Genomic DNA, 21854 nt, shown 5'->3' on the forward strand with positions numbered 1-21854 from the left:
CACTTCTAGCAATTTCGCATACTATTGTCTATACTGTTTTAAATAAATATCAGAATTGGATCTGATTTTTATAAGAAGCATGGTGCTAGGAAGCAGGTGCAGAGCATTGATAAATTTGGACAAATTAGCAAAGGCATTTACTAAAGGTTTCTATGAAATAGAAGATAGAAGCCGCTTAGTCATCCAGCCCAAAAGCTTATTAAGTGAATTCACCACCGTTAAGCATGGATTTCTATTTATCATTCGCGGGGGAGCCAGAATATGTGTGAATGGAACGGTATATGAATTACGGCCAGGATCAGTTTTTCATGCTGCTCCGGGCATGCAGATGGATTCGCAGGTTATAGGACAATCTGAGCTCGAGTATTACTCCCTTTTTTATAAATTGGATATGCCGGAAGAATTGAATAGTACTCACGAATTTGACTCTCATTTCAAGCTGGAGCCGGGAGCGAATCTAAAAATTATTGAATTACTAATTATGCTCCATCAGAATGCCCATCCATCCGGAGAAATTGGGAAGCTGCGTATCAAGGAGTTGTTCTTAAGCCTGATGCACCAGGTTCTGATTGCGTGCAGTTACAGAGAGAACGATCGTTCTCCGAATCAAAGAATGGTAGACGAAGCCCTTGCGTATATTAAACTTCATTATATGAATTCACTTACACTTGGTGAGTTAGCGGAACAGCATGCAATGAGTGCCAACCGCTTCTCTTACCTCTTTCATAAATATACGGGACTACGACCCATCGACTATGTTGTTAATTATCGTTTGGAACGGGCCTGTGAATTACTCAAAGCAGGTAATTTTCCTATCCGCGAGATTGCTGACCGTGTCGGTTATGACAATCCACTATATTTCAGCCGATTATTCAAAAAGAAATTCGGTGTTTCTCCCTCTGCCTATAAATAATGTACATAATGAGCTTCTTGTACTTGAACTACGTCTGCAGCTACTGGTGATAAGCCAGAAGTGCAGACTTTTTTTATTTAGATTAAATAATGATGCATGCTGGATTTGAGATTTGTACATTTGAATTTATTTAAATTTTTGATAAACTCACCTTTGTAACTGAGAATCATTATCAGTAAATTGATTTATAAATGAAAGGCTGGTAGATATGACAGAAAAAAGACCCAAACAATTATGTATTGGCCTGTCCTTAAATGCAACCTGGATGAAAGGAGACGGCTGGCGGCACCCGGATAGCGGAGTAGAAAAGATGGATTCTATTGATTACTATATTGATTTGGCAAAAATGGCGGAGAATTCAAAGCTCGATTTTCTTTTCAGAGCTGATTATCTGTATGTTAGTCCGCAGATGTTAGGAGATTCCTCAAATTTCGGTAGCCCAGACCCTGCATTGTTTTTTGCATCGATAGCTCGTGAAACCGAGCGGATCGGACTGGTAACGACGATTTCCACTACTTTTAATCCGCCGTATGTTGTTGCAAGGCAGCTGCAGTCCTTACACTGGCTGAGCAATGGACGCGCCGGCTGGAATATTGTCACTTCTATTGAAGGCGCCGATAATTTCAGCGACTCACCTATGCCGTCACCGGAAGAGAGATATGCCAAGGCTATGGAGTTCACGGATGTTGTATGCAAGCTTTGGGAGAGTTTTCCGAATGAAGCGATTGTTATCGACCGTCAGTCAGGTATGTTTTCGGATAAGGATAAAGTGACTGCCATTAATCATTCCGGGGAATTTTTCAGTGTAAAAGGGCCGCTTACTTTGCCTGCTCACAAGTCAGGAACGCCGCCGCTATTCCAAGCTGGGGCTTCGGATATTGGACGGAATTTCGCCTCATCTGTAGCTGATGCTATTTTTGCCGCAATGCCGGATATCGAATCGGGAGTGGAACTAAGGAATGATCTGAGAAGAAAAGCGGCTGAGCAGGGCCGTGATCCGGATGCTATCAAAGTTTTGCCGGGCTTATATTTTTTCCTGGCCGATACGCGCGAAGAAGCACTTGAATTACATAAAGCTGCACATGCGAATTTAAGCCTTGAACGCAGACATGCATCGCTCAAATCGGTGCTAGGTCTTGATTTAAGCGGTTATCCCTTAGATAAGCGAGTAACTGCCGATATGTTACCCGATTCCAGTCAGGCCGTCCGCAGCCGGACTCATGCTGAGTTGTTACGGCGGTATATTATTAAAAATCAGCCTACAGTGAAAGAAATCTTGGACAGGCCGGAGGTTGTCGGATCTGCACATTGGGTATCTGTCGGGACAGTCGGGGATGTGCTGAACGATATTATTGAACGGTTTGAAGCGGGGGCTATAGATGGCTTCATCGCCCTGCCAGGCGGTTCGGAACAATCTATGGAGCTGTTTTTTGAGAAGTTGGTACCGCAGCTGGTTGAAAGAGACTTATTCCGGAGCGAATATACGGGTAGCACTTTCCGTGAGCATTTAGGGATTTAAAAAAGAGAAATGAGGCGATTGAACGATGCATGAAGAGGAATTGTTTGATGTTACGATTATTGGCGGCGGTCCGGCTGGATTATTTGCTGCATTTTATAGCGGACTCCGTGAAATGAAAACCAAAATTATAGAATTCCAACCTGTGCTTGGCGGCAAGGTGCATGTCTATCCGGAAAAGATGATCTGGGACGTGGGAGGCTTACAGCCTATTCTTGGCTCACAGCTTATTGAACAAATGGTTGGTCAAGGGATGACTTTCCAACCGGAGGTTGCCTTTAATGAAAAGGTCACATCCATCTCGAAAGATGAAGCAGGTTACTTTATTTTACACACGGCCGCAAACCGGAAGCATTTCACTAAAACTGTCATATTGGCCATTGGAGGAGGCATTCTGAAGCCGGTCAAGCTCGAAATCGAGGGTGCCGAAAGATTCGAAATCACAAATTTGCATTATACGGTGAAGTCACTTGCCCGCTTTAAAGAGAAGACTATCCTAATATCGGGAGGCGGCCATTCTGCTGTTGACTGGGCGAATGAACTGGCTCCGATTGCCAAAAAGGTATTTCTGACGTACCGGAAAGAGAACTTAAAGGGGCATGAAGCCGATATTTCACGCTTGGCAAACAATGGCGTAGAGTGCTTGTTAAATACTTCAATCGAAAAGTTGATTGCCACACCGGATCACGAAAGAATAGGGACTGTACTGCTAAAAAGTAATGACAACGGAGAGGGATTTGAGCTGTCTGTCGATGAGGTCATCATTAATCACGGTTATGAGCGCGACAAAGAACTGCTGGTGAACAGTGAAATTAAAATGGATCTGTGGGAACACCGGATTTCAGGATCAGTAATGAGCGGGACATCCGTGCCGGGTATTTATGCGGCAGGGGATGTTCTACATCATGATGGGAAACTGCACCTGATCGCGGGGGCATTTCAGGATGCTGCCAATGCGGTAAACCAAGCCAAACAATACATCACACCGGAGGCAAATTCGTCCGGGATGGTGTCTTCACATAATGACCTGTTCACGCAGAAAAACCGTGATTTAATGAAGCATTTATACAGACAGTAATGATAACAACTCAAGGGGGAGCCAAATGAAAAGACTATATGGATGGATTGCATCCTTAATTATACTAGCAGGATTACTGGCTGGGTGTTCCGAAACTTCAGTCACGCCTACACCAGAAGTTGGCAAGATCGAAGAAGCAGGATGGCCAAGAACAATTGCGGATGCCAGCGACAATGGAGTGGTGCTCAAGACACGACCTGAGCGTATAGCGGTTCTGCATCCCTTGTATTTAGATTACTTTTTTGCTCTAGATACGCCTCCAATCGCATCAACTAACGCAGCGGAAGCGATGAAGGATTTTACTACTTTACAGCCTTACGCTGGAACTGCTGAAATCATTGATTTGGGCAGCAGCAATGCGAATCTGGAAATGATCATGGAAGCAAAGCCTGATGTGATTGTAACCTTCAAGGGTTCTGTTGATAGCAATTATGAAGAGTTGAATAAGATTGCACCAGTCATCTTAATTGACTACACCGATACCTGGGAAAAAACGACGATGCTGTGTGCTCAAATTGTTGGTAAAGAGACATTAGCGGAACAAGCCATTAAGGAAACCCAAGAAATGATTGCAAAAACAAAAGAACAGCTAAGTAGTCTTGAGAATAAAACCTTTGCTTTACTACGGGTCGACGGAAAAGCTAATTTTAATGCTCAAGGCTCTAAAAACACGATGTACTACAATCAAACTGTAGGCTTCGGGTTGTTGCCACCGAAGGGATATCCTGAAGAGGGAGGAGCCCTTTCTCTGGAAGGGATATACAGCATGAATCCTGATTATATTATTATCCAGCATGATATGGATACCGCAAAGGCAGCCATCAAGGACAAGGAAACTTCGAACGTGTGGAACTCACTGGAAGCAGTGAAAAACAATCATGTTCTAATCTTTGATAACTCACTCAATAGCGCAAGTATCCTGGCTGTCCGTTTGGCTGCAGATCATTTTCTGCAATTGGCGTCTGAACAATAAATTTATATTAAAAAATCCGATTGCACCTTTTAGGGCAATCGGATTTTTGTTATTAAGATAAATATATTGACTATTATTGATAATGGTTATCATTTATGATGAGGATTAGACAGATAACGGAGGGGTAGTCATTATGTACAAAAGCAATGAAATATTGCTTTGGGACCAAGCGACGGTCAAGTTATTGGATGTGCGCCATATTGAAAGGGTTCAAGGCGAAATTCTTCATAAGTACAAGATTCCTGCCAGTATATTTTTACTTTCGGTACAAGGGAGCGCTCAAGTTCAGTTAGATCACTCTGAATTTTCTTTTACAGGATTTCAAGTCCTGCATAGCGGGAAAGGGGCGATACTTAATATTGTTCCGACAAGTAAGAATTTTGTTTACTATATCATTTATTACCGTGCATGGATTCAAGAGGAGGATCTGTTCCAATCACAATATTGTTTTTCCCCTGATGCACCCATTTTACTTTATAACAAAATGCAATTGATGTATCAAAAATGGAACGAGCAAGAAGAGAGACTCAACGTAAAATCACTTTTTTATCAATTCATTCATCAGGTTTTAAAAGAATTACATAGAAAAGAGACTGAGGTGAAACAGACCAGTGTTGCAGTCCAAGTAATCACCTACATTCAGGAGTACTATGCGGAGCCAATTACATTAGATTCTCTTGCGGAAGTATTTAATTTCAGTGCTTATCATTTGTCATCCTTGTTTAAAGAGTACACAGGCATGAGTCCGATTGATTACTTAATTCGGTTTCGGCTTGAACTTGCAACAGAGCTTTTAATGACAACAGATGCTTCGGTCGGGGAAATATCAGCAAGCGTTGGTTATAAAGACGTATATTATTTCAGCCGAATTTTCAAGAAAAGAAAAGGTGTATCCCCTGCACATTTTAGAACAAAAGAGTCACTGCGGCCAAAAGTTGCTGAAAGTCCATTAAACTTCCCCATATCCTCTATTTTTGAACCCATCGTTCAACAGTATATTAATAATGATAATCATTATCATAATACGGAAAAAGGGGAATTACATATGTTTAAAATGACAAAATCTCAGACGACGGCTGCTTTACTGCTTTGCGGTTCTCTATTATTAGGTGCTTGCTCAAGTGGGACGGGTACTGCTACGAAGGAACAAAGTAATGGGAATGGAACCGTAAATCAAGCAACATCAGAAGAAAGTACGAACACTCGAATAGTATCAACGCCTAAGGGAGATGTGGAAGTACCAGCAGAGCCGAAAAGAGTGGCGGCTGACCAATATATGGGGCATTTATTGAAATTAGGAATTGTACCCATCGGAGCAAGAACGTTTATGCTGGATGAAGGCTGGATGGAAAAAGCGGACATACCCAAAGAAACGATCGAGAAAATTGAGGATTTAGGGGATTTCCCTTTAAATCTGGAAAAATTAACGATGCTAGATCCGGACTTAATTATCGGTTCGATCGATGAGAACATAGAACAATATGAGAAAATTGGGACCACTGTTTTTCTGCCTTATTGGGAGGGGTTAAAAACAGCAGGGCCGCTTGATAAATTTAGGAGTGTAAGCAGAATATTCGGAAAAGAAAAAGAAGCAGAAGAATGGATTACGGAATATGATCAGAAAGTAGCTGAAGCAAAGTCTAAACTTGCCGGGGTTATCAAGGAAGGGGAAACCGTTTCGATTGTTCAGTTTTCACAAAAGGCGGTATACGTCTTAGCGGCAAAGGGAGGAAACTATGGTTCTTCCACTATATACAATATGCTTCAGCTGCCTCCAACAGAAAGTGCAAAAAATATGGCGGAGGGATTTGAATCGATTTCATTAGAAGTGCTTCCAGAATATTTAGGTGATTATGTTTTTGTTTATAATGGCGATGCGGATGCTACCAATAAAGCAATGGAAAGTAACATATGGAAAGGCATCCCTGCAGTGAAAAATGGCAAAGTTTATTTGTATGGTGATAATTATCATGATGAATTCGTAATGGAAGATCCTTTTTCATTAGAGCTTCAGCTTGTTACGATTGTGAATTTGTTACTTGGCACTAGTAAATAGTTTAATAGACATACTTAAGCCACTGATGTTTCTGGAATATTGATACCAGGACAACAAGCAGAAACTGCCAGCGGCGACATAGGAAGAGAGCGAAACGGAGCATTTATCCGTTTCGTTTTTTTTGCTAATCTCCCGATAGTCCAATCCTTCATCATAAGCCTCAGCAACTGTGACTTTTTTCATAATACCCTTTCTATATTCGACCCGTTTTATAGGCCAAAAGTATAATTTTTACAGCAGTTTACATAAATCTATCTTTTTTTTAATTGTTTTGAGATAGGATAGTAGATGTCTAACAGGTGGGTATTTATGGTAATTACTCACCGGACTATATCTTGAGGAGGAAGGGTATGAAGGAGAAGAATTCAGTTTGGAAAAAGAGGCTGATGAACAGCACTCTAGCTGTGGCGGTGGCCGTACCACTTCAGCTGTTCACGTTCGGAGCCGGTTCGGCGGTATTCGCAGAAGGACCAAACGATCCTGCGCCGTACATTGAGGCCAAAGTCGTCAATGAGCATGCAGGCCAGAAGATCCTGTTCGACAACACCCATGAGCAGACTGCGGGAGCAGCCGATTGGGTGATTGACGGCGCTTTTTCAGACTTTGGGAATGCCCTTGCCCAGAAAGGCTATTATGTTAAAGAACTCCGCAAGACGACTCCAATTACTTTGAGTGATCTTTCCGATTATGATGTCTACATCGTCGCCGAATCCAACGTGCCCTACAAAGCAAGCGAGCAGCTTGCGATGGCGGAATATGTGGAGGATGGCGGCAGTATTTTCTTCATCGGCGACCATTATAACGCCGACCGCAACAAAAACCGCTGGGATGGTTCAGAAGCTTTCAACGGCTACCGCCGTGGAGCGTGGGACAATCCAGCTAAAGGCATGAATGCCGATGAGGTCGCTTCTGCAGCCATGCAGGGTGTGGTTAGCTCTGACTGGCTGGCGGACGAGTTCGGTGTCCGTTTCCGCTACAATGCGCTTGGCGACATTAACGCAACCAACGTCGTAGCTCCCGATCAAGCCTTCGGCATTACAACGGGCGTATCAGCGGTAGCTATGCATGCCGGTTCCACGCTGGCCATTCTAGACCCAACCCGTGCGAAAGGTATCGTCTACCTGCCGCAAACCAATGCTGCCTGGGCCAATGCCGTAGACCAGGGGGTCTATAACGGCGGCGGTGTGGCAGAAGGTCCCTATGTGGCAGTTGCTAAAAAAGGCGCCGGCAAGGCAGCCTTCATCGGTGACTCATCTCCTGTAGAGGATGCAACACCGAAATACCTGCGCGAAGATACCGGCGCCAAGAAAACAACTTACGATGGCTTCAAGGAAGTGGACGATGCCACACTGCTGGTTAACACCGTGAACTGGCTCGCCGAGCAGGAGAGCTATACGGATTTCACCCAGGTGAATGGCCTGACGCTAGATCAGCCGACAACACTGCTGCCATTCGAGGAGCCGGCGCTGTCCACTGAGCCGCAGCCGGAGCCTTGGGCTCAACCTAATGCTGGCTACAAATGGTATGATCGCAGCACCTTCAAAGCAGGCTCCTACGGCGGACCGGCAGCCACTGCAAGTGCGGTTTATAACTTCACGCACCAGGCTGTGCTGCCAAATGCACAGAATTTTCAGATTCGGGTGAGTGCAGATAATCTTCCTGCAGGCACAAGCGTATCCGGCTTCCAGGTAGGTGTCTACCAGGTAAGCAGCGGCGCCCAAATCGCCAAGATTCAGAACAGCGACGGTACCTGGCCAAGCAGCTACGGCTATAGCTCCTCATTCAATCTGACAGCTGATCTGAACGGTCATGCCTATAAGGATCTGACGATCCAGATCAAGCCGGGCACCACAGCTGCATCCAATCTGCGCCTCCGCCAGAACAGTACAAACCTCAAGACTGAATCGGTGACGCTGGGCAATGTTCCTGCTGAACCGCTTCCGGCTGAGGAAGATCCCATTCCGGCTACAATCTCTATCAGCGACTCCCGGGCTAAGGCAGCCGGATCACTGGTAACGGTGGAGGGGACCGTGACGACTGAGCCGGGTATCTTCGGCGGACAGTCCTTCTATCTCCAAGATGGAACCGGTGGGGTTTATGTCTTTCAGAGTCAGAGCGGCTTCCACGTGGGCGATAAGGTCAAGGTAACAGCGTCCACCGCATTGTACAACACAGAGCTGGAGCTGACAGAAGCAGTGCAAATTGCGAAGACGGGCACGGCGACACTGCCGCAGCCGATTGCGGCGAGCATGGTGAATGATGCCAACCAAGGCCAATTGGTTCAACTGAACGGTGTGACCGTGGCGAACATTATCAACGCTACGCCAAGCGGCTCCTTTGAATTCGACGCCGTCAATACCGACGGGACAAGCAATCATGTGCGCGTGGATGCCCGGACAGGCATTACTAAGGATATCTTCCCTTATACAGAGGGACAGAAACTTAATATTACAGGTGTTGCCGCAATTTTTAAAGGCATCTACCAGCTCAAGCCGAGAAGCCTCGATGACTTCGCCGCAGCAGCAGAAGAGGGGGCTCCGGTAACAACGGCGACGCTTTCTGCCGAGCCTAATGATTCCGGCTGGTTTAACCAGCCGGTCACCGTTACCCTGAAGGCGAATACAGATACAGCTAATGTTTATTACTCGCTGAACGGCAACAAGGAAGCTGAGTACAGTACACCTGTGGACCTGAAGGAAGATGGGCGGCATACATTGACATACCATGCTGTGCCGGCAAAAGGCAAAGTGGAAGATCTAAAGACGCTGAACCTTAATATTGATACGGCTCCACCGGTTGCCGAACTGAAAGAATCCGGTCATGAGGTGAGAGATGTAGAAGAAGGAGCACAGCTTTACTTTGAATTGACTGCTGACGATGTATTGTCAGGTGTCACCTCGAAACAGCTTCTATTAGATGGAAGACCGATTGCCGAAGGCCAGACCCTGAGCGCCGCCGATTTAGGCGCCGGCCCCCACACCGTGAAATACATCGTGCATGACGCAGCCGGCAATACGACTGAAAAGAGCAATACGTTCCAGGTTATTGGCGGCCAGGTGATTGCGACTGGTAAGCCAGGACAAGCTGTGCTATCCTCCAACAGCAGCTATGCTAATGGACTTAGTGATGGTAACTATACAGTCACCATGAACCTATGGTGGGGTAATAACGGCACGAGTTACAAACTCTATGAGAACGGCACACTGATTGATTCCAAGACACTGAAAGATGTATCTCCGGCTGCCCAGACGGCAAGTACAGAGCTTCATGGTAAGGTGAACGGCACTTATGTTTACACTGCGGAGTTAATCAACAAATATGGTACGACCAAGAGCGATCCGCTTACGGTCACCATAAGTGACTCCGCGCCGGGCAAGCCGATACTATCCGAAGATAACTGGGACGGAGATGGCACCTATAAGGTGTCGATGAATCTGTGGTGGGGGACTAACGCTACAGAATACCGCCTGTATGAGAACGGGGAGCTCATCGACTCGCAGCCGCTGAATGCCCATACGCCTTCGGCACAAAGTGCAGCAACCACTATCAGCGGACGCACTGCCGGTGTGTACGAATATCGGGCGGAGCTGGTCAACGCGGCGGGAGTGACTGCCAGTGATACGATCAAGGTAACGGTCATCCGCTAAACAGACTGACAGTAACAATAAAAGTAAAAAACGAAGAGCGCCGGATTCCAGGCCGCTCTTCGTTTTTTACTTTACCATTAGTTCAATTGTGCCTCGCAAAAAGCCCTGGTTCGCACCAGGGCTGCAAATCATGTGGATTATAGGCCGCTATCATCGGTAGTTTCGTAACCATAGTCGAAGGTCTCGATAGTACCATCATCATATTGAAGTGTGAGCTGGTCAATAATAATCGTATGTATTGTATTCTGATATGTAAAATCACTGAAAATAAATAAAGTATCATTGGGCTCAACCGGCCCCACATATTTAAGTGAAAAGCTGCTCTTGCCGTTCAGCTGATCATTGGAAGGATCGCCTACTGGATTAAACGTGCTGATGTGGGCTGTGTAATAATTGATCCTTTTTCCAGTTAAGTTGTCAGCTTCCCAAGTAAGCTTAACAGCATCGGCAGAGTTCGTACTATACTTGAATTCTAATGGCGCACCAATCCCTTGCCCGGATGGGGTATCTGCTACTGACAGATCTTCAGAGTCATCACCAACGGGTCCAGTATCATCGTCCGAAGGCATATCTTCCAAGACAACGGCTTCCGGGGAAGGTGAAGGTGAAGGTGAAGATTCAGTAGGATCTGATTCAATAGGATTGGATCCAGTAGTGTTGGATTCAGCAGCAATAGCAGCTTTATCTGCGGTACTAGGCGGTATTTCTTCGATAACGGGATTACTTGCCACAGTCTGCCCATTCAAGCGTGTTTCAACGCTAGGGGCCACGTAAATTCCTAAAAGAAAAGCTATCATGATGGATAAAACATAGATGAGGACTAGATTGAACCGACTCAAATACACACTTCCTTTATTGTTATTTTTAATATGAACCTACTTATAATGACATGATTCCTAAGGATTTGACAATATTATTGTGAAAAATAGTTGCGACTGTGCAGAGACCAAATGTTTAAAGATCAACTCATTTAATAGGGGTTGATTTTTTATGTCCTACATAAAATAAATCAATTTAAGACTATTAATTTAAAAAGATTATGCTATAATCGTAATTATTACGATTAATATTTTGGAGTTGAATGCCATCAATCGATACTTGTTGCAACGCTTATTGCAGCTCATCCCCGTGCTGCTCGGCATCTCTTGCATTACCTTTGCGCTGATGCATTTAACACCAGGTGATCCAGCGGAGATCATGCTGCGTGCTGACGGCATCAAACCTACGCAGGAAGCTATTGAGGCGACCAGACATACACTTGGTCTGGATGGTCCTGTACATAAGCAATATTTTCACTGGTTGAACCGGGTATCCCATCTCGATTTTGGCTTATCTTACAGCAGCGGTCGTCCAGTGTTCACAGAGCTGATGAGTCGTTTTCCGGCAACTTTACTGCTCAGTGCCTGTTCCGTATTGTCCGCTATTCTTATTGCCCTGCCGATAGGAGTGGGGTCTGCATTATATCCGGGTAGAATGCTTGATCGACTGGGAAGAGTATGTGCAATGCTCAGTGTTTCAATGCCAGGATACTGGCTAAGTCTGCTTCTGATTTATTATGGTGCGGTGAAGTTTAAGCTATTTCCTGTGATGGGAATGGATGGGGTATCCAGTGTCATTCTACCTGCCCTCACACTAGGATTTGGTATGGCAGGAGTCTACATCCGCTTGATTCGTTCCAGTCTCCTAGACGTTTTGGGCAAGCGTTACATCACAGCAGCTAGAGCTAAGGGACTGCAGGAATGGAGAATAATCATTCGGCATGCACTTCGTAATGCGCTTCTTCCGAGTCTTACCCTCCTTGGGGTTAACATAGCGGGGCTATTAGGCGGTTCCGTTATTGTTGAAACTATATTTTCTTGGCCGGGAATTGGTAAGTATGCCATTGAGGCGATTTTTGCGAAAGACTATATTGTCATTCAGGGTTACGTATTATGGATGGCTGTTGTCGTTGTCCTGATTAACTTGACAGTGGATTTATTACATCTGCTGCTGGATCCGCGAATCAGGCTGCGGTGACGATTTAGAAGGAGCGGATTGTCATATTTCGTATTAGCTTATTTAAGAATAAGGGAGCAAGGTTAGGAGCGGGCATAGTACTTTTGTTCATATCCGTTGGACTCTTTGCCCCATGGCTCTCACCTTCCGATCCGCTGCAGATTCACATGGAACTCAAACTGGCTACACCTTCCTGGCAATACCCGCTCGGTACGGATCATCTGGGACGTTGTGTCTTATCCCGATTAATCTATGGGACCCGAACCTCCCTGAATGATTCGTTTATGGTGTTGATCGTTGTTTTTGCGATTAGCATCCCTGTTGGTTTACTGGCTGGTTACGCTGGCGGCAAGATCGATCATTTGATTATGCGGATCATAGATATATTGCTTGCCTTTCCCAGCTTAATCCTATCCCTTGCTATTACAGCCATGCTAGGTCCCAGTATGAAGAATCTGCTAATCGCATTTGCTGCTGTCTGGTGGACGGGGTATGCCAGAGTGATACGCAGTATGGTCCTTCAAATCAAGGAAAGTGAATATATTACAGCGGCCAAAGCGTCAGGCACTTCTCATTTACAAATTATTTTCAGGCATATTCTGCTGAACGCAGCCCGGCCTATTCTGGTTCTTGCTTCTATGGAAGTGGGTACGATTATGCTCTCCATTGCGGGTTTGTCCTTTCTGGGTTTGGGAGCTCAGCCGCCTACACCGGAATGGGGAGTAATGCTGAACGACAGCCGTGCCTATATTCAAACGGAGCCGCGGTTGATGCTATTTCCGGGAATGATGATCATGCTGGCGGTTCTGGGCTTTAATCTGTTGGGAGAAGGCTTGCGACAACCAGAGCGTGCTTTCAATTCTGTAGTAAAGTGGGGGGCCAGAATATGATGGCAGAGTCTCCACTGCTGAAGGTCAGTCATTTACGCACCTGCTTTCACACAGGCAGTTATAAAGTTACAGCGGTTGATGATGTCAGTATCGAGGTGAAATTCCGGCAGATTGTCGCACTTGTAGGTGAGAGCGGCAGCGGTAAAAGTGTTACGGCAATGTCCATATTAGGATTAGTAGATTCTCCAGGCATAGTTGAGAGTGGAGAAATCTGGCTTAAGGGTAACAATCTACGTGAGTGCTCCAGCCGTCAGTTACAGAAGCTTCGGGGAACAGAAATGGCTGTTATCTTTCAAGATCCTATGAACGCGCTGAATCCGGTACTTACTATTGGCAGGCAGATCATGGAGACGATTAAACTGCACAAGCGTATATCGGGAAAAGAAGCAAAGCTGCTTGCCATGAGGCAGATGGAGCAAGCAGGGCTCAGCGAGCCTAAATTGCTTTTCAATAAATATCCTTTTCAAATTAGCGGTGGTATGTGTCAAAGAGTAATGATCGCCATCGCCCTGGTATCCGGAGCACAATTGCTAATTGCAGATGAGCCTACAACGGCATTGGATGTAACCATTCAAGCCCAGATTCTTAAAGAGCTGGACCGAATCAGATGGACGAACAATGTCGGCATTCTATTAATTACCCATGATCTTGGCGTTGTTGCGGAGCTTGCAGATTATGTATATGTGATGAAGTCCGGGAAGATTGTGGAATCAGGCAATGTGTTTGAACTCTTTTCTAATCCCGTGCATCCCTATACTAAATACTTAATGGTGTGCAGATAACAACGGTAATATTACATTTTTCAGGGACGTGGTGATCTTGAAGTTATTGGAAGCGGTAAGCCTGAACAAGAAATATGAGTTGGAAAGGGGGTGGTTCACACGTAATGCCAGAAGTGTTCATGCCGTCAACAACCTGTCTCTCAGTCTGGAGAGCGGTGAGACCCTTGGTTTAGTGGGGGAAAGTGGCTGTGGTAAGAGCACTTTGGCCAGACTTCTGCTGGGACTGGAGAAACCCTCCTCCGGAAGAGTTATGTACCGGAACGAGGATTATACGGATTGGACCTTTAGCGAAATGCGCATGATCCGCAGGAAGATGCAGATGGTGTTTCAGAACAGTCTGGCTTCATTTAATCCGTTGTTTACGGTAGAGCAGATTATCGGGGAGCCTCTTCGAAACTATGGAGAGAGGAAGGCTGGAGCCCGCAGGGCCACGGTAGCAGACACACTTGAGCTTGTGGGACTTGAACGGCAGCATATTCACCGCTATCCGCATGAACTCAGCGGCGGACAGCAGCAAAGGGTCGGAATTGCGCGCGCAATCGCCTTGCGGCCGGAGCTGATTATCTGCGATGAACCTTTCTCGAGTCTCGATGTCACCCTGCGAAAGCAAATGATGGATCTGCTGCAGGAATTGAAGCATGAGCTGGGATTATCCTATGTATTCATTACACATGACTTGTCAGTTGTAAATCGTTTTTGCGACAGTGTGGCTGTAATGTGTCAAGGGGAAATTGTAGAGAAGCAATCGGGTGCAACCATGTTGCAGCAAGCAGACCACCCTTATACAAAAACATTGCTCTCCTCGGTACCTGTGCAGGACCCCCGCTTAAGAAAGAAGAGACTGGGAGAGGAGTGGCAACCCAGCCATTCCTATGATGTTAAGTAGAGAAAGGATGTACCAAGAATGAGAACGAACCCTAAGACAAAAAACCTATTATCAAAATCGTTATTCTTTATGCTTCTTGTAATAGTTGTGTTGATATCAGGTTGCAGCAACAGTAATAACAGCAATTCTACGGCTAGAGCCAATAATACCGCCAATAATGAAGCTGCACAAGGATCTGAAGCTCAGGACAAGACAGTCACTGTTGCTATATCGTCTGATGCCGGTATAGACCGATTGGATGCCGGTGCCTATGATGGTTCGATGAATGTGCACGCGATGATATATGAGGGGTTAGTGGAGTATGGTGAAAAAGGCGAAATACTGCCGTCGCTTGCGGAGTCTTGGGATATTTCAGAAGATGGGAAAGTATATACGTTCCATCTTCGCCATGACGTCAAATTCTCTGACGGTACGGAGTTTAATGCCGATGCAGTTAAATTCTCCTTCGAACGCTGGATTAAGGATCCAGCCAATTCGTTAAATGTAGCAACTGCGATGCAATCCCTTGTTGTTGTGGACGAACATACGATCACAATGACATTCAACAAAGCGTATTATCCCTTCTTAACTGAGTTATCCTTTGCAAGACCGGTCCGAATTATCAGCCCTTCCGCTGTGGAACCCGCAGGAGATATTACGGGTAAATTCATCAAAGCGATTGGAACTGGCGCATGGATAGCTGAGAGCTACAAAACAGATCAGGAAGCCGTACTGGTCAGAAATCCGAAGTATTGGGGAGAAATGCCGAAGCTGTCGAAAATTATTTTAAAGGTAATCCCTGATCCACAGTCCAGAGTACTAGCGCTGCAAGCTGGAGATGTTGACATTGCCGGGGGACAAATGGGTAAGCTTCCAGTCGAAAGCGTGCCAGTGATTGAAGCAGATTCTTCACTGACCTTGCAAAAAGCACAAGGAACAAACTCACATTTCATGATCTTTAACTACAAAACGACCGCACTTCAAGATCTGAATGTGCGCAAAGCTATCAATTTGGCAATTAATAAAAAAAGCATTGTCGATGATCTTATGGACGGTATCGGCAGTGAAGCTCAAGGCCTGTTCCCGCTGACAGTTCCTTATGTGACGGAGTCCAATAATACTTGGTACGGCTTTGATTTGCTGGAAGCGAAGCAACTGCTAGCAGCTGCCGGTTACACGGATTCGGACGGAGATGGAATTGTACAGAAGGACGGAGCGCCGCTTGAGCTTAATTTCGTGCTGCAGCAGGCTGAATATCCCGAATGGAAGTCGATTAGTGAACTGGTTCAGTCTGAGTTAAAGGAGATTGGCATTAGAGTGAATCTTCAGGTTCTTGAGCCGAATGCCTATTACGATACCTTATGGACAAGCAAAGCCTATGATCTAATCATGTACCGGACTTATGATGATGCCTATAATCCGCATGCATTCTTGCTGTCCCTATTTCATAAAACAGCTGACGAATCTGCTGTCGTATGGTCTGATCCTGGACTAGAATCACTGATTGACACAGCAGTAGGAACAACCGATATTCAGGAACGTCAGACCGCATATGACTCCATTTTCTCCAAATTGTATCAGGAGGCTATGTTTGCAGCTATTTATTTTCCTGACGATATCTTGGCAGTAAATAATAGAGTGACTGGATTTAAACCGGGGTACTCCACCTTTATACCGGTCTTCTGGAATCTACTCGACATAGGAGAAAAATGATGTTAAAAGAGATTTCGAAATACTGGACATCAAGCTCGGAGAGTTATGACAAAGTCATACAGACTCAATTCCGCAGCAAAAAAACCATAAATCTCTGGAAACAACTGCTTATTAAAGGGTTGGGAACAACTCCCCAGCAAAAGGTGCTGGATGTGGGAACAGGGCCTGGCTTTTTCTCCATACTCTTATCACAGATGGGTCATCTGCCTACAGCGGTGGATACCTCTCAGGGAATGATCGATAGAGCTTCACGAAATTTTGAGAGTTATGGATATAAAGTTCCAGCTTATGTCGCTGATGCTGCCGATTTGCATATGGAGCTAGAGAATAGCTTTGAGGCAGTGGTCTGCAGGGATGTAGTATGGACGCTTCCTGATCCACAGAGGGCTTATGCTGAATGGTATCGGATTCTAAAACCGGGCGGGACCCTGATTATTTTTGACGGTAACTATTTGTATAAAGAGAGCAAGACTGTATTCCATAGACTTTGGTATGCCTTGTCCTGGACACTGATTCTACTCACAGAACAAAGAATCCGCCAGCGAAGCAGTCAAGATAAAAGCCTGCTAAGCGAGTTGCCATATGTTAATGTATTACGGCCTGAAGCTGACGAGACAGCGCTGAAACAGGCCGGGTTCCGAACCATAGATGTTCACCGGAACTTTATCCCTGCCCGTGCGATGCCGCTAGATTATTTGAAATACGGTTACCAGAATGTAAACCGGTTCATGATACTTGCCAAGAAGGAGTGAATGATAAATGGGTTTCCTGGCTTCTTCTCTGTGATTCTTTCGAGTGCCGGGCATCTGGTTACTGCGATCGATTGTACCGACAATATGCTGGAAGAAGCACGTGCCCACTCCATTCGGGAAGGTGTAACCGTTACTTTCCGCAAGATGGATTCGCACAAGCTTGACTTTGCTGCGGAGAGCTTCGATCTAATCGTGTGCCGCAATGTCACCTGGAGCCTTACCGATCCGCAGTCAGCCTACAAAGAGTGGAGAAGAGTACTTAAGCCTGGGGGACGGCTGCTGGTTTTTGATGCCAACTGGAATCGCCATCTCTGGGACGAAGAGATGCAGCAAAAGCGAGTAGAGGATCAGCAAACCTATGTAGATAAGGGCTTTGGTGAACTCCCGCATCACAAGGACATAGAGGAGACAGACCGTCTGAGTCTTGTATTGCCGCTGACCAGAGAATGGCGTCCCGAGTGGGATATACGGACTCTCAAAAAAGAAGGCTTCGCTAATATTTTTGCTGAAGAGAATTTGAACTCAAAAATTCTGGATGAGAAACAGCAAGTCTTAAACCGGTCAACACCGATATTCATGATTTGTGCTGAGAAATAATAGAATAGTGAGAACCTACACATATTAAATGAAGTATACAATAAAAAGCAGCGATCTCTAATGAGAGGCGCTGCTTTTTGAGTAAAGGACAAGAACATTATTTCATTTCCGATTTGATGTTAATCTAAAACTTCTTTTTTTTTGGGCTTGTTCATATTCCGTTCATATTGTCGTCACGAAGAGTACATCTTGATTGATTACACTTTGAATATGTCGTCAAGGCGGCACTTCAGATACAGGGACAAGGAAGGGAAGAGATGAACGTGGCAAATAAGGTAGAAATAAAAACAACAGGGACTAAGAGCCACAAGAAACGGAACCTATGGTTAAAAATAATCGGAGGTATTGTAGGGGCGCTCGTGCTGTTCATGGGCATCGTTTTTATCGTTGATGCAATCAGCGACGGGGTAGAGAAAAAGAAAATCGAATCGTATGGCCAGTATGTCAATGTGGATGGGAAAAAGATGAATGTGCTTATTCAAGGCAGTGGAGAACAAACGGTTGTACTCCTACCGGGACAAGGAACCCCGACGCCTGCACTTGATTTCAAATTGCTGATCGATGAAATTACCCCTAATTATAAAGTCGTGGTGGTCGAGCCTTTCGGTTATGGTTTGAGCGATGAAACCGAGAAGGAGAGAACGACTGAGAATATAGTAAGTGAGGTTCACGAAGCATTGCAGCAACTGGGTGTAGACCGTTACATTCTAATGGGACATTCCATCGCGGGACTTTACGGAGCGACCTATGTGAACACATATCCGGATGAAGTTCTTGCTTTTGTCGGCATCGATAGCAGCGTTCCCAATCAACCCGGAATGGATGTCAAATTACCTTTGAACGCCATGAAATTTCTTCAAAAATCAGGTCTAATGAGATTGGTCCAAAAAGTGAGCGGAGATCCCTATGAATCGCTTGCGTTCGATGAGCATACCAAAGAACAGATGCGTTTGATTTCGAATCAAGTCGCGACCAATCCAACGTTGATGAATGAACTGGGCCACCTCGGTTCCAATTTCAAAAATGGAGAAAAAATCACAATGCCAAATGACTTGCCGCTGCTTCTCTTCGTTCAATCAAATAACGAGCACAATAAACAGTGGATTCCGCTGCATGAGGAGCAAGTCAAACAATCCGCACAGGGCAAAATGATCCCAATGGAAGGTTCACATTATCTGCATCATACAAAATACAAAGAAATCGCCGAGGCATTCAAAGAGTACATGAAACAAATTCAAATTCAATAGTAGGGTTGATAATTAAACTGCGGAGCCGAACTTGGTTCCGTGGTTTCTTTGTTTTTTCATTTATAAACACGATTTTTAAACCTTATTCCTGGGACATTGGAGTATGGTATACCTCAAGACAAATTTTGGCCATTTCGTCTATGGATTTTGCAAAGTCTGATTGTATCCATTTAAGGAGAACATTATAGAGGGCCCCCGCTTTAAAGTATATTCGGTACACATTCTCGTCGCTTTTGTCATGAGCAGTAGAAAGCATCATTTCATTCAAGCAATCCAGAATTACATGATCAAACTTTGCACTCTGAAGTGCTTTGTAGATGTTCCGCTGCTGAAAAATAACTTCAAAAAGCACTTTGATAAATTTTTGAGGTTCTTTAGCTTTGCCTGTTAATTCATTGGTGTAAGGTAAGAGTTTTTGATTAATTTCAAAAATAAGCGAATCGACCAAATCCACCAGGATCTCTTGCTTGGAGGAATAGTTGTTGTAATAGGCTGTTCGAGAAACCCCTGCGCGCTTCACAATATCGGTGATGGTGATTTTGTCAAAAGGCTGTTCCTGGATCAAGAAGACTAATGCCGTACAGATGGCTTCTCTTGTCAAACGGTTGGTTTCTTTATTGGAACGATGCTGAGAGGTATTTGGACTGTATAATTCATGATTTGAGATGACATTTCCCCTCCGTTTGTACATTCTGATGTTCGTTTCATTGTTTTTCATGAGTCTTTTCAATATGCTAAAACCATAAGGCATTACAAATGTAATGTCAAAATAATCGTTAGTTAAAATGGGAGGGCGTCATGTTAGAAATCTTATATAGACGATTGTCAGCAGTGCTGCTTTTGATCCTAGCACTAAGTGCTACGGTATTCATTGGCGAAGAAACGGTAATCTCAATCGTGACCATCATCTTTTTATTAGCAGAATTAGGCATCTCTTTTTTACTATTAAAGAAGCGTGAGAAGTTACATGTAGTATTTATTAGTGCGATGGTGGCAGAAGGGTTATTCTTACTAACAAGAAATTTTTGGCTGCTTGCGCTTTCTATCCTCTTGCTGATCATAGCGGGCATATGGAGAGGACTCTTGGGGCAAAAGGTAAGCAGAAGAGTTACTCCGTTTCTAGTGGTTCGTAAAGTGTTATTCAGCATTGCTGCACTTATCGTTACTGCACTTTGGGGTATTGGAGTCTATGCAAAACCTATTACAACACCTGTAGCATTAGCTGCTGATACGACAGTGACGATCGATGAACGCAATTTGGATTCTGCAGCAGTGATGCTCAAAGATATTGAAGTAATGAATTCTTTTGGAAGCCGTACAACCGGCTCTGAGGGTCACAATCAGTTTATTGCTTGGCTGGAGCAGCAGGTATCGGATATGGGGCTGCAAGTTTATCGTGATCGCTATACTTTTGACCGATGGGAAGAAAAGAACAGTACTTTAATGATTGATCAGCAGGTAATTCATGTCTCTTCAGCTTTTCCCTATTCCGGGGAAACTGACGAAAAAGGTGTAACTGGGGAGCTGGTGTATACGAAGCGTGGTGAATATGGCCAGGCCAGCGGAAAAATTGCTGTCATTGAAATTGAGAATTTCAGAAATTTTCCAAGTGGGATCGTTATGAATATGCGGGATTCATCTCCAATGGACAACCAAATTGCCCCAAATGAAGGCGATCTGGTCCTCACTACAGCTTTAAAAGAAGCTAAATTGGAGCAAGCGAAGGAAAAGGGCGTAAAAGCTGTTGTTTTAGTCTGGAAAGGGGTATCTGACGATAAGGTTGAAGAGCAATATGTGCCTTTTACCACCGATTATGCTGGAATCCCTGCGATCTGGGTGAATGAAACGGAAGGGCAAAAGGTTATCAGGGCAGCTCAGGAGCATAAAGAAGGTACGGTTATTTTAGAAGCGGTAATACAAAAAGATGCCCCAACAGAATCCTTTTATGTGAAAATTGACGGTAAGAATAAAGACGAAGCAATTATCGTAAATACTCATACGGATGGGATAAATGTGGTGGAGGAGAATGGCGCTGTGGGCATGCTGTCTATGATTCGTTACTTACAGCAGGAGCAGCCGGAACGTACGATGATATTTGCTTTTGTGACAGGGCATTTTAGATTACCGGAGTTCAAAGGGTCCTCTCAGGCAACTTCCACCTGGATGGAGGGGCATCGAGAGCTGTGGGATGGCAAGAATGGCCATTTAAAAGCTGTAGCTGGAATTACGGTCGAGCATTTAGGCAGCATGGAGTGGAAGGACGATGATACGGGTCACTATGGTCCAACTGGACAAATAAGTACAGAATATACCTATGCGGGCAATGAAATGATGGCAGCCATTTGGCTGAAGGCTATTGAAAAGACAGATAGCACACGTACTGTATTATTGCGTGGACATAACAAGTTTGAGTTTGGAGAGAGTCAGCCCTTATTTGAAGCAGGGATACCGGTGATTGGTTTCATTCCAATGCCCGACTATCTGCTCGTGGATAGTGACAACAGAGAGATGGACAAATTTGATGCAAAGCTAATGCATACGCAAATTGTATCGTTGCTGAAAGCGGTCAAGCTAGTGGACGGAACGGAGACGACTAAGCTTGGGAAGTCAGATGGGTATTCTTTTTTCTACGGTCGTACTAAATGATATTGGCAGATCAAGATTTGTCATGACGAAGATGACATTAGCTTTAATTCAAAAAACACTGATGATTTGAGTCAGTGTTTTTTGTTGCAAAAGGGGATATATTATGGCTCAAAATGAGAAAATATCGTTTTTTTGCCAGCATCGAAGTAGGAGGGAACTTGTGACATCACATATGCACTAATCA

General features: G+C 44.8%; 18 protein-coding genes. 15 read left to right on the forward strand and 3 right to left on the reverse strand.

Annotated elements, in window-relative coordinates; genetic code table 11:
- Positions 1–115: 115 nt before the first annotated feature.
- The 5 genes from MHI51_RS15900 to MHI51_RS15920 all read left to right on the forward strand — a co-directional run bounded on the left by MHI51_RS15900 (position 116) and on the right by MHI51_RS15920 (position 6536).
- Entirely contained in the window at positions 116–913 is a 798-nt protein-coding gene (locus MHI51_RS15900) for an AraC family transcriptional regulator (RefSeq protein ID WP_256719049.1), read from the forward strand.
- Between the two features lie 208 nt (positions 914–1121).
- On the forward strand, positions 1122–2432 hold the full coding sequence (locus MHI51_RS15905; RefSeq protein ID WP_076277346.1) for an NtaA/DmoA family FMN-dependent monooxygenase: 1311 nt from the start codon (positions 1122–1124) through the stop codon (positions 2430–2432).
- Between the two features lie 25 nt (positions 2433–2457).
- Positions 2458–3507: an NAD(P)/FAD-dependent oxidoreductase gene (locus tag MHI51_RS15910; protein ID WP_076217682.1), complete on the forward strand. Its 1050-nt coding sequence runs from the start codon at positions 2458–2460 to the stop codon at positions 3505–3507.
- Between the two features lie 25 nt (positions 3508–3532).
- A complete protein-coding gene (locus tag MHI51_RS15915; protein WP_076217683.1) occupies positions 3533–4480 on the forward strand; it encodes an ABC transporter substrate-binding protein in 948 nt (315 codons plus the stop codon).
- Positions 4481–4613: 133 nt separating this feature from the next.
- Positions 4614–6536, forward strand: a complete 1923-nt coding sequence (locus MHI51_RS15920) for an AraC family transcriptional regulator (protein ID WP_405173087.1) — start codon at positions 4614–4616, stop codon at positions 6534–6536.
- Here MHI51_RS15920 and MHI51_RS15925 read toward each other — a convergent pair.
- Positions 6516–6719, reverse strand: coding sequence for a hypothetical protein (locus tag MHI51_RS15925; RefSeq protein WP_076217685.1), 204 nt, complete (start codon positions 6717–6719; stop codon positions 6516–6518). The two genes, MHI51_RS15920 and MHI51_RS15925, sit on opposite strands and share 21 nt — an antisense overlap.
- A 167-nt stretch (positions 6720–6886) precedes the next feature.
- Here MHI51_RS15925 and MHI51_RS15930 point away from each other — a divergent pair, with 167 nt between their 5' ends.
- Entirely contained in the window at positions 6887–10183 is a 3297-nt protein-coding gene (locus tag MHI51_RS15930) for a chitinase N-terminal domain-containing protein (RefSeq protein ID WP_405173088.1), read from the forward strand.
- 137 nt (positions 10184–10320) lie between these two features.
- Here the strand turns inward: MHI51_RS15930 and MHI51_RS15935 are convergent, their stop codons facing one another.
- Positions 10321–11022 (reverse strand): hypothetical protein, encoded by a 702-nt coding sequence (locus MHI51_RS15935; RefSeq protein WP_076278543.1) that lies wholly within the window; start codon positions 11020–11022, stop codon positions 10321–10323.
- A gap of 232 nt (positions 11023–11254) precedes the next feature.
- On the opposite strand from MHI51_RS15935, the gene nikB reads away from it, so the two are divergent.
- The 8 genes from nikB (at position 11255) to MHI51_RS15975 (ending at position 19024) form a co-directional block, all read left to right on the forward strand.
- The gene (gene nikB, locus MHI51_RS15940; protein ID WP_256717171.1) at positions 11255–12199 is read left to right on the forward strand and encodes a nickel ABC transporter permease; all 945 of its coding nucleotides are present in this window, start codon (positions 11255–11257) and stop codon (positions 12197–12199) included.
- A gap of 23 nt (positions 12200–12222) precedes the next feature.
- Entirely contained in the window at positions 12223–13068 is an 846-nt protein-coding gene (nikC, locus tag MHI51_RS15945; protein WP_076184910.1) for a nickel transporter permease, read from the forward strand.
- Positions 13065–13850, forward strand: coding sequence for an ABC transporter ATP-binding protein (locus MHI51_RS15950; protein WP_405173089.1), 786 nt, complete (start codon positions 13065–13067; stop codon positions 13848–13850). Before nikC ends, MHI51_RS15950 begins: the two co-directional genes overlap by 4 nt.
- Positions 13851–13887: 37 nt before the next feature.
- Complete coding sequence (locus MHI51_RS15955; protein WP_405173090.1) at positions 13888–14736, forward strand: ATP-binding cassette domain-containing protein; 849 nt, start codon at positions 13888–13890, stop codon at positions 14734–14736.
- A gap of 18 nt (positions 14737–14754) precedes the next feature.
- Positions 14755–16428 carry a nickel ABC transporter substrate-binding protein gene (locus MHI51_RS15960; RefSeq protein WP_405173091.1) on the forward strand — a complete coding sequence of 558 codons (1674 nt, stop codon included), beginning with the start codon at positions 14755–14757 and terminating at the stop codon, positions 16426–16428.
- Positions 16428–17180 carry a class I SAM-dependent methyltransferase gene (locus MHI51_RS15965; protein WP_076184908.1) on the forward strand — a complete coding sequence of 251 codons (753 nt, stop codon included), beginning with the start codon at positions 16428–16430 and terminating at the stop codon, positions 17178–17180. Before MHI51_RS15960 ends, MHI51_RS15965 begins: the two co-directional genes overlap by 1 nt.
- The gene (locus MHI51_RS15970) at positions 17181–17777 is read left to right on the forward strand and encodes a class I SAM-dependent methyltransferase (protein WP_340393598.1); all 597 of its coding nucleotides are present in this window, start codon (positions 17181–17183) and stop codon (positions 17775–17777) included.
- Between the two features lie 257 nt (positions 17778–18034).
- Positions 18035–19024 (forward strand): alpha/beta fold hydrolase, encoded by a 990-nt coding sequence (locus MHI51_RS15975; protein ID WP_248548641.1) that lies wholly within the window; start codon positions 18035–18037, stop codon positions 19022–19024.
- Between the two features lie 82 nt (positions 19025–19106).
- On the opposite strand, the gene MHI51_RS15980 is transcribed toward MHI51_RS15975, so the two are convergent.
- Complete coding sequence (locus MHI51_RS15980; protein ID WP_405173092.1) at positions 19107–19742, reverse strand: TetR/AcrR family transcriptional regulator; 636 nt, start codon at positions 19740–19742, stop codon at positions 19107–19109.
- Positions 19743–19822: 80 nt separating this feature from the next.
- Here MHI51_RS15980 and MHI51_RS15985 point away from each other — a divergent pair, with 80 nt between their 5' ends.
- Positions 19823–21670, forward strand: a complete 1848-nt coding sequence (locus tag MHI51_RS15985) for a hypothetical protein (protein ID WP_405173093.1) — start codon at positions 19823–19825, stop codon at positions 21668–21670.
- Positions 21671–21854: the final 184 nt, after the last annotated feature.

This window comes from Paenibacillus sp. FSL H8-0260 (genome assembly GCF_045040625.1).
Lineage (GTDB): Bacteria > Bacillota > Bacilli > Paenibacillales > Paenibacillaceae > Paenibacillus_AQ > Paenibacillus_AQ odorifer.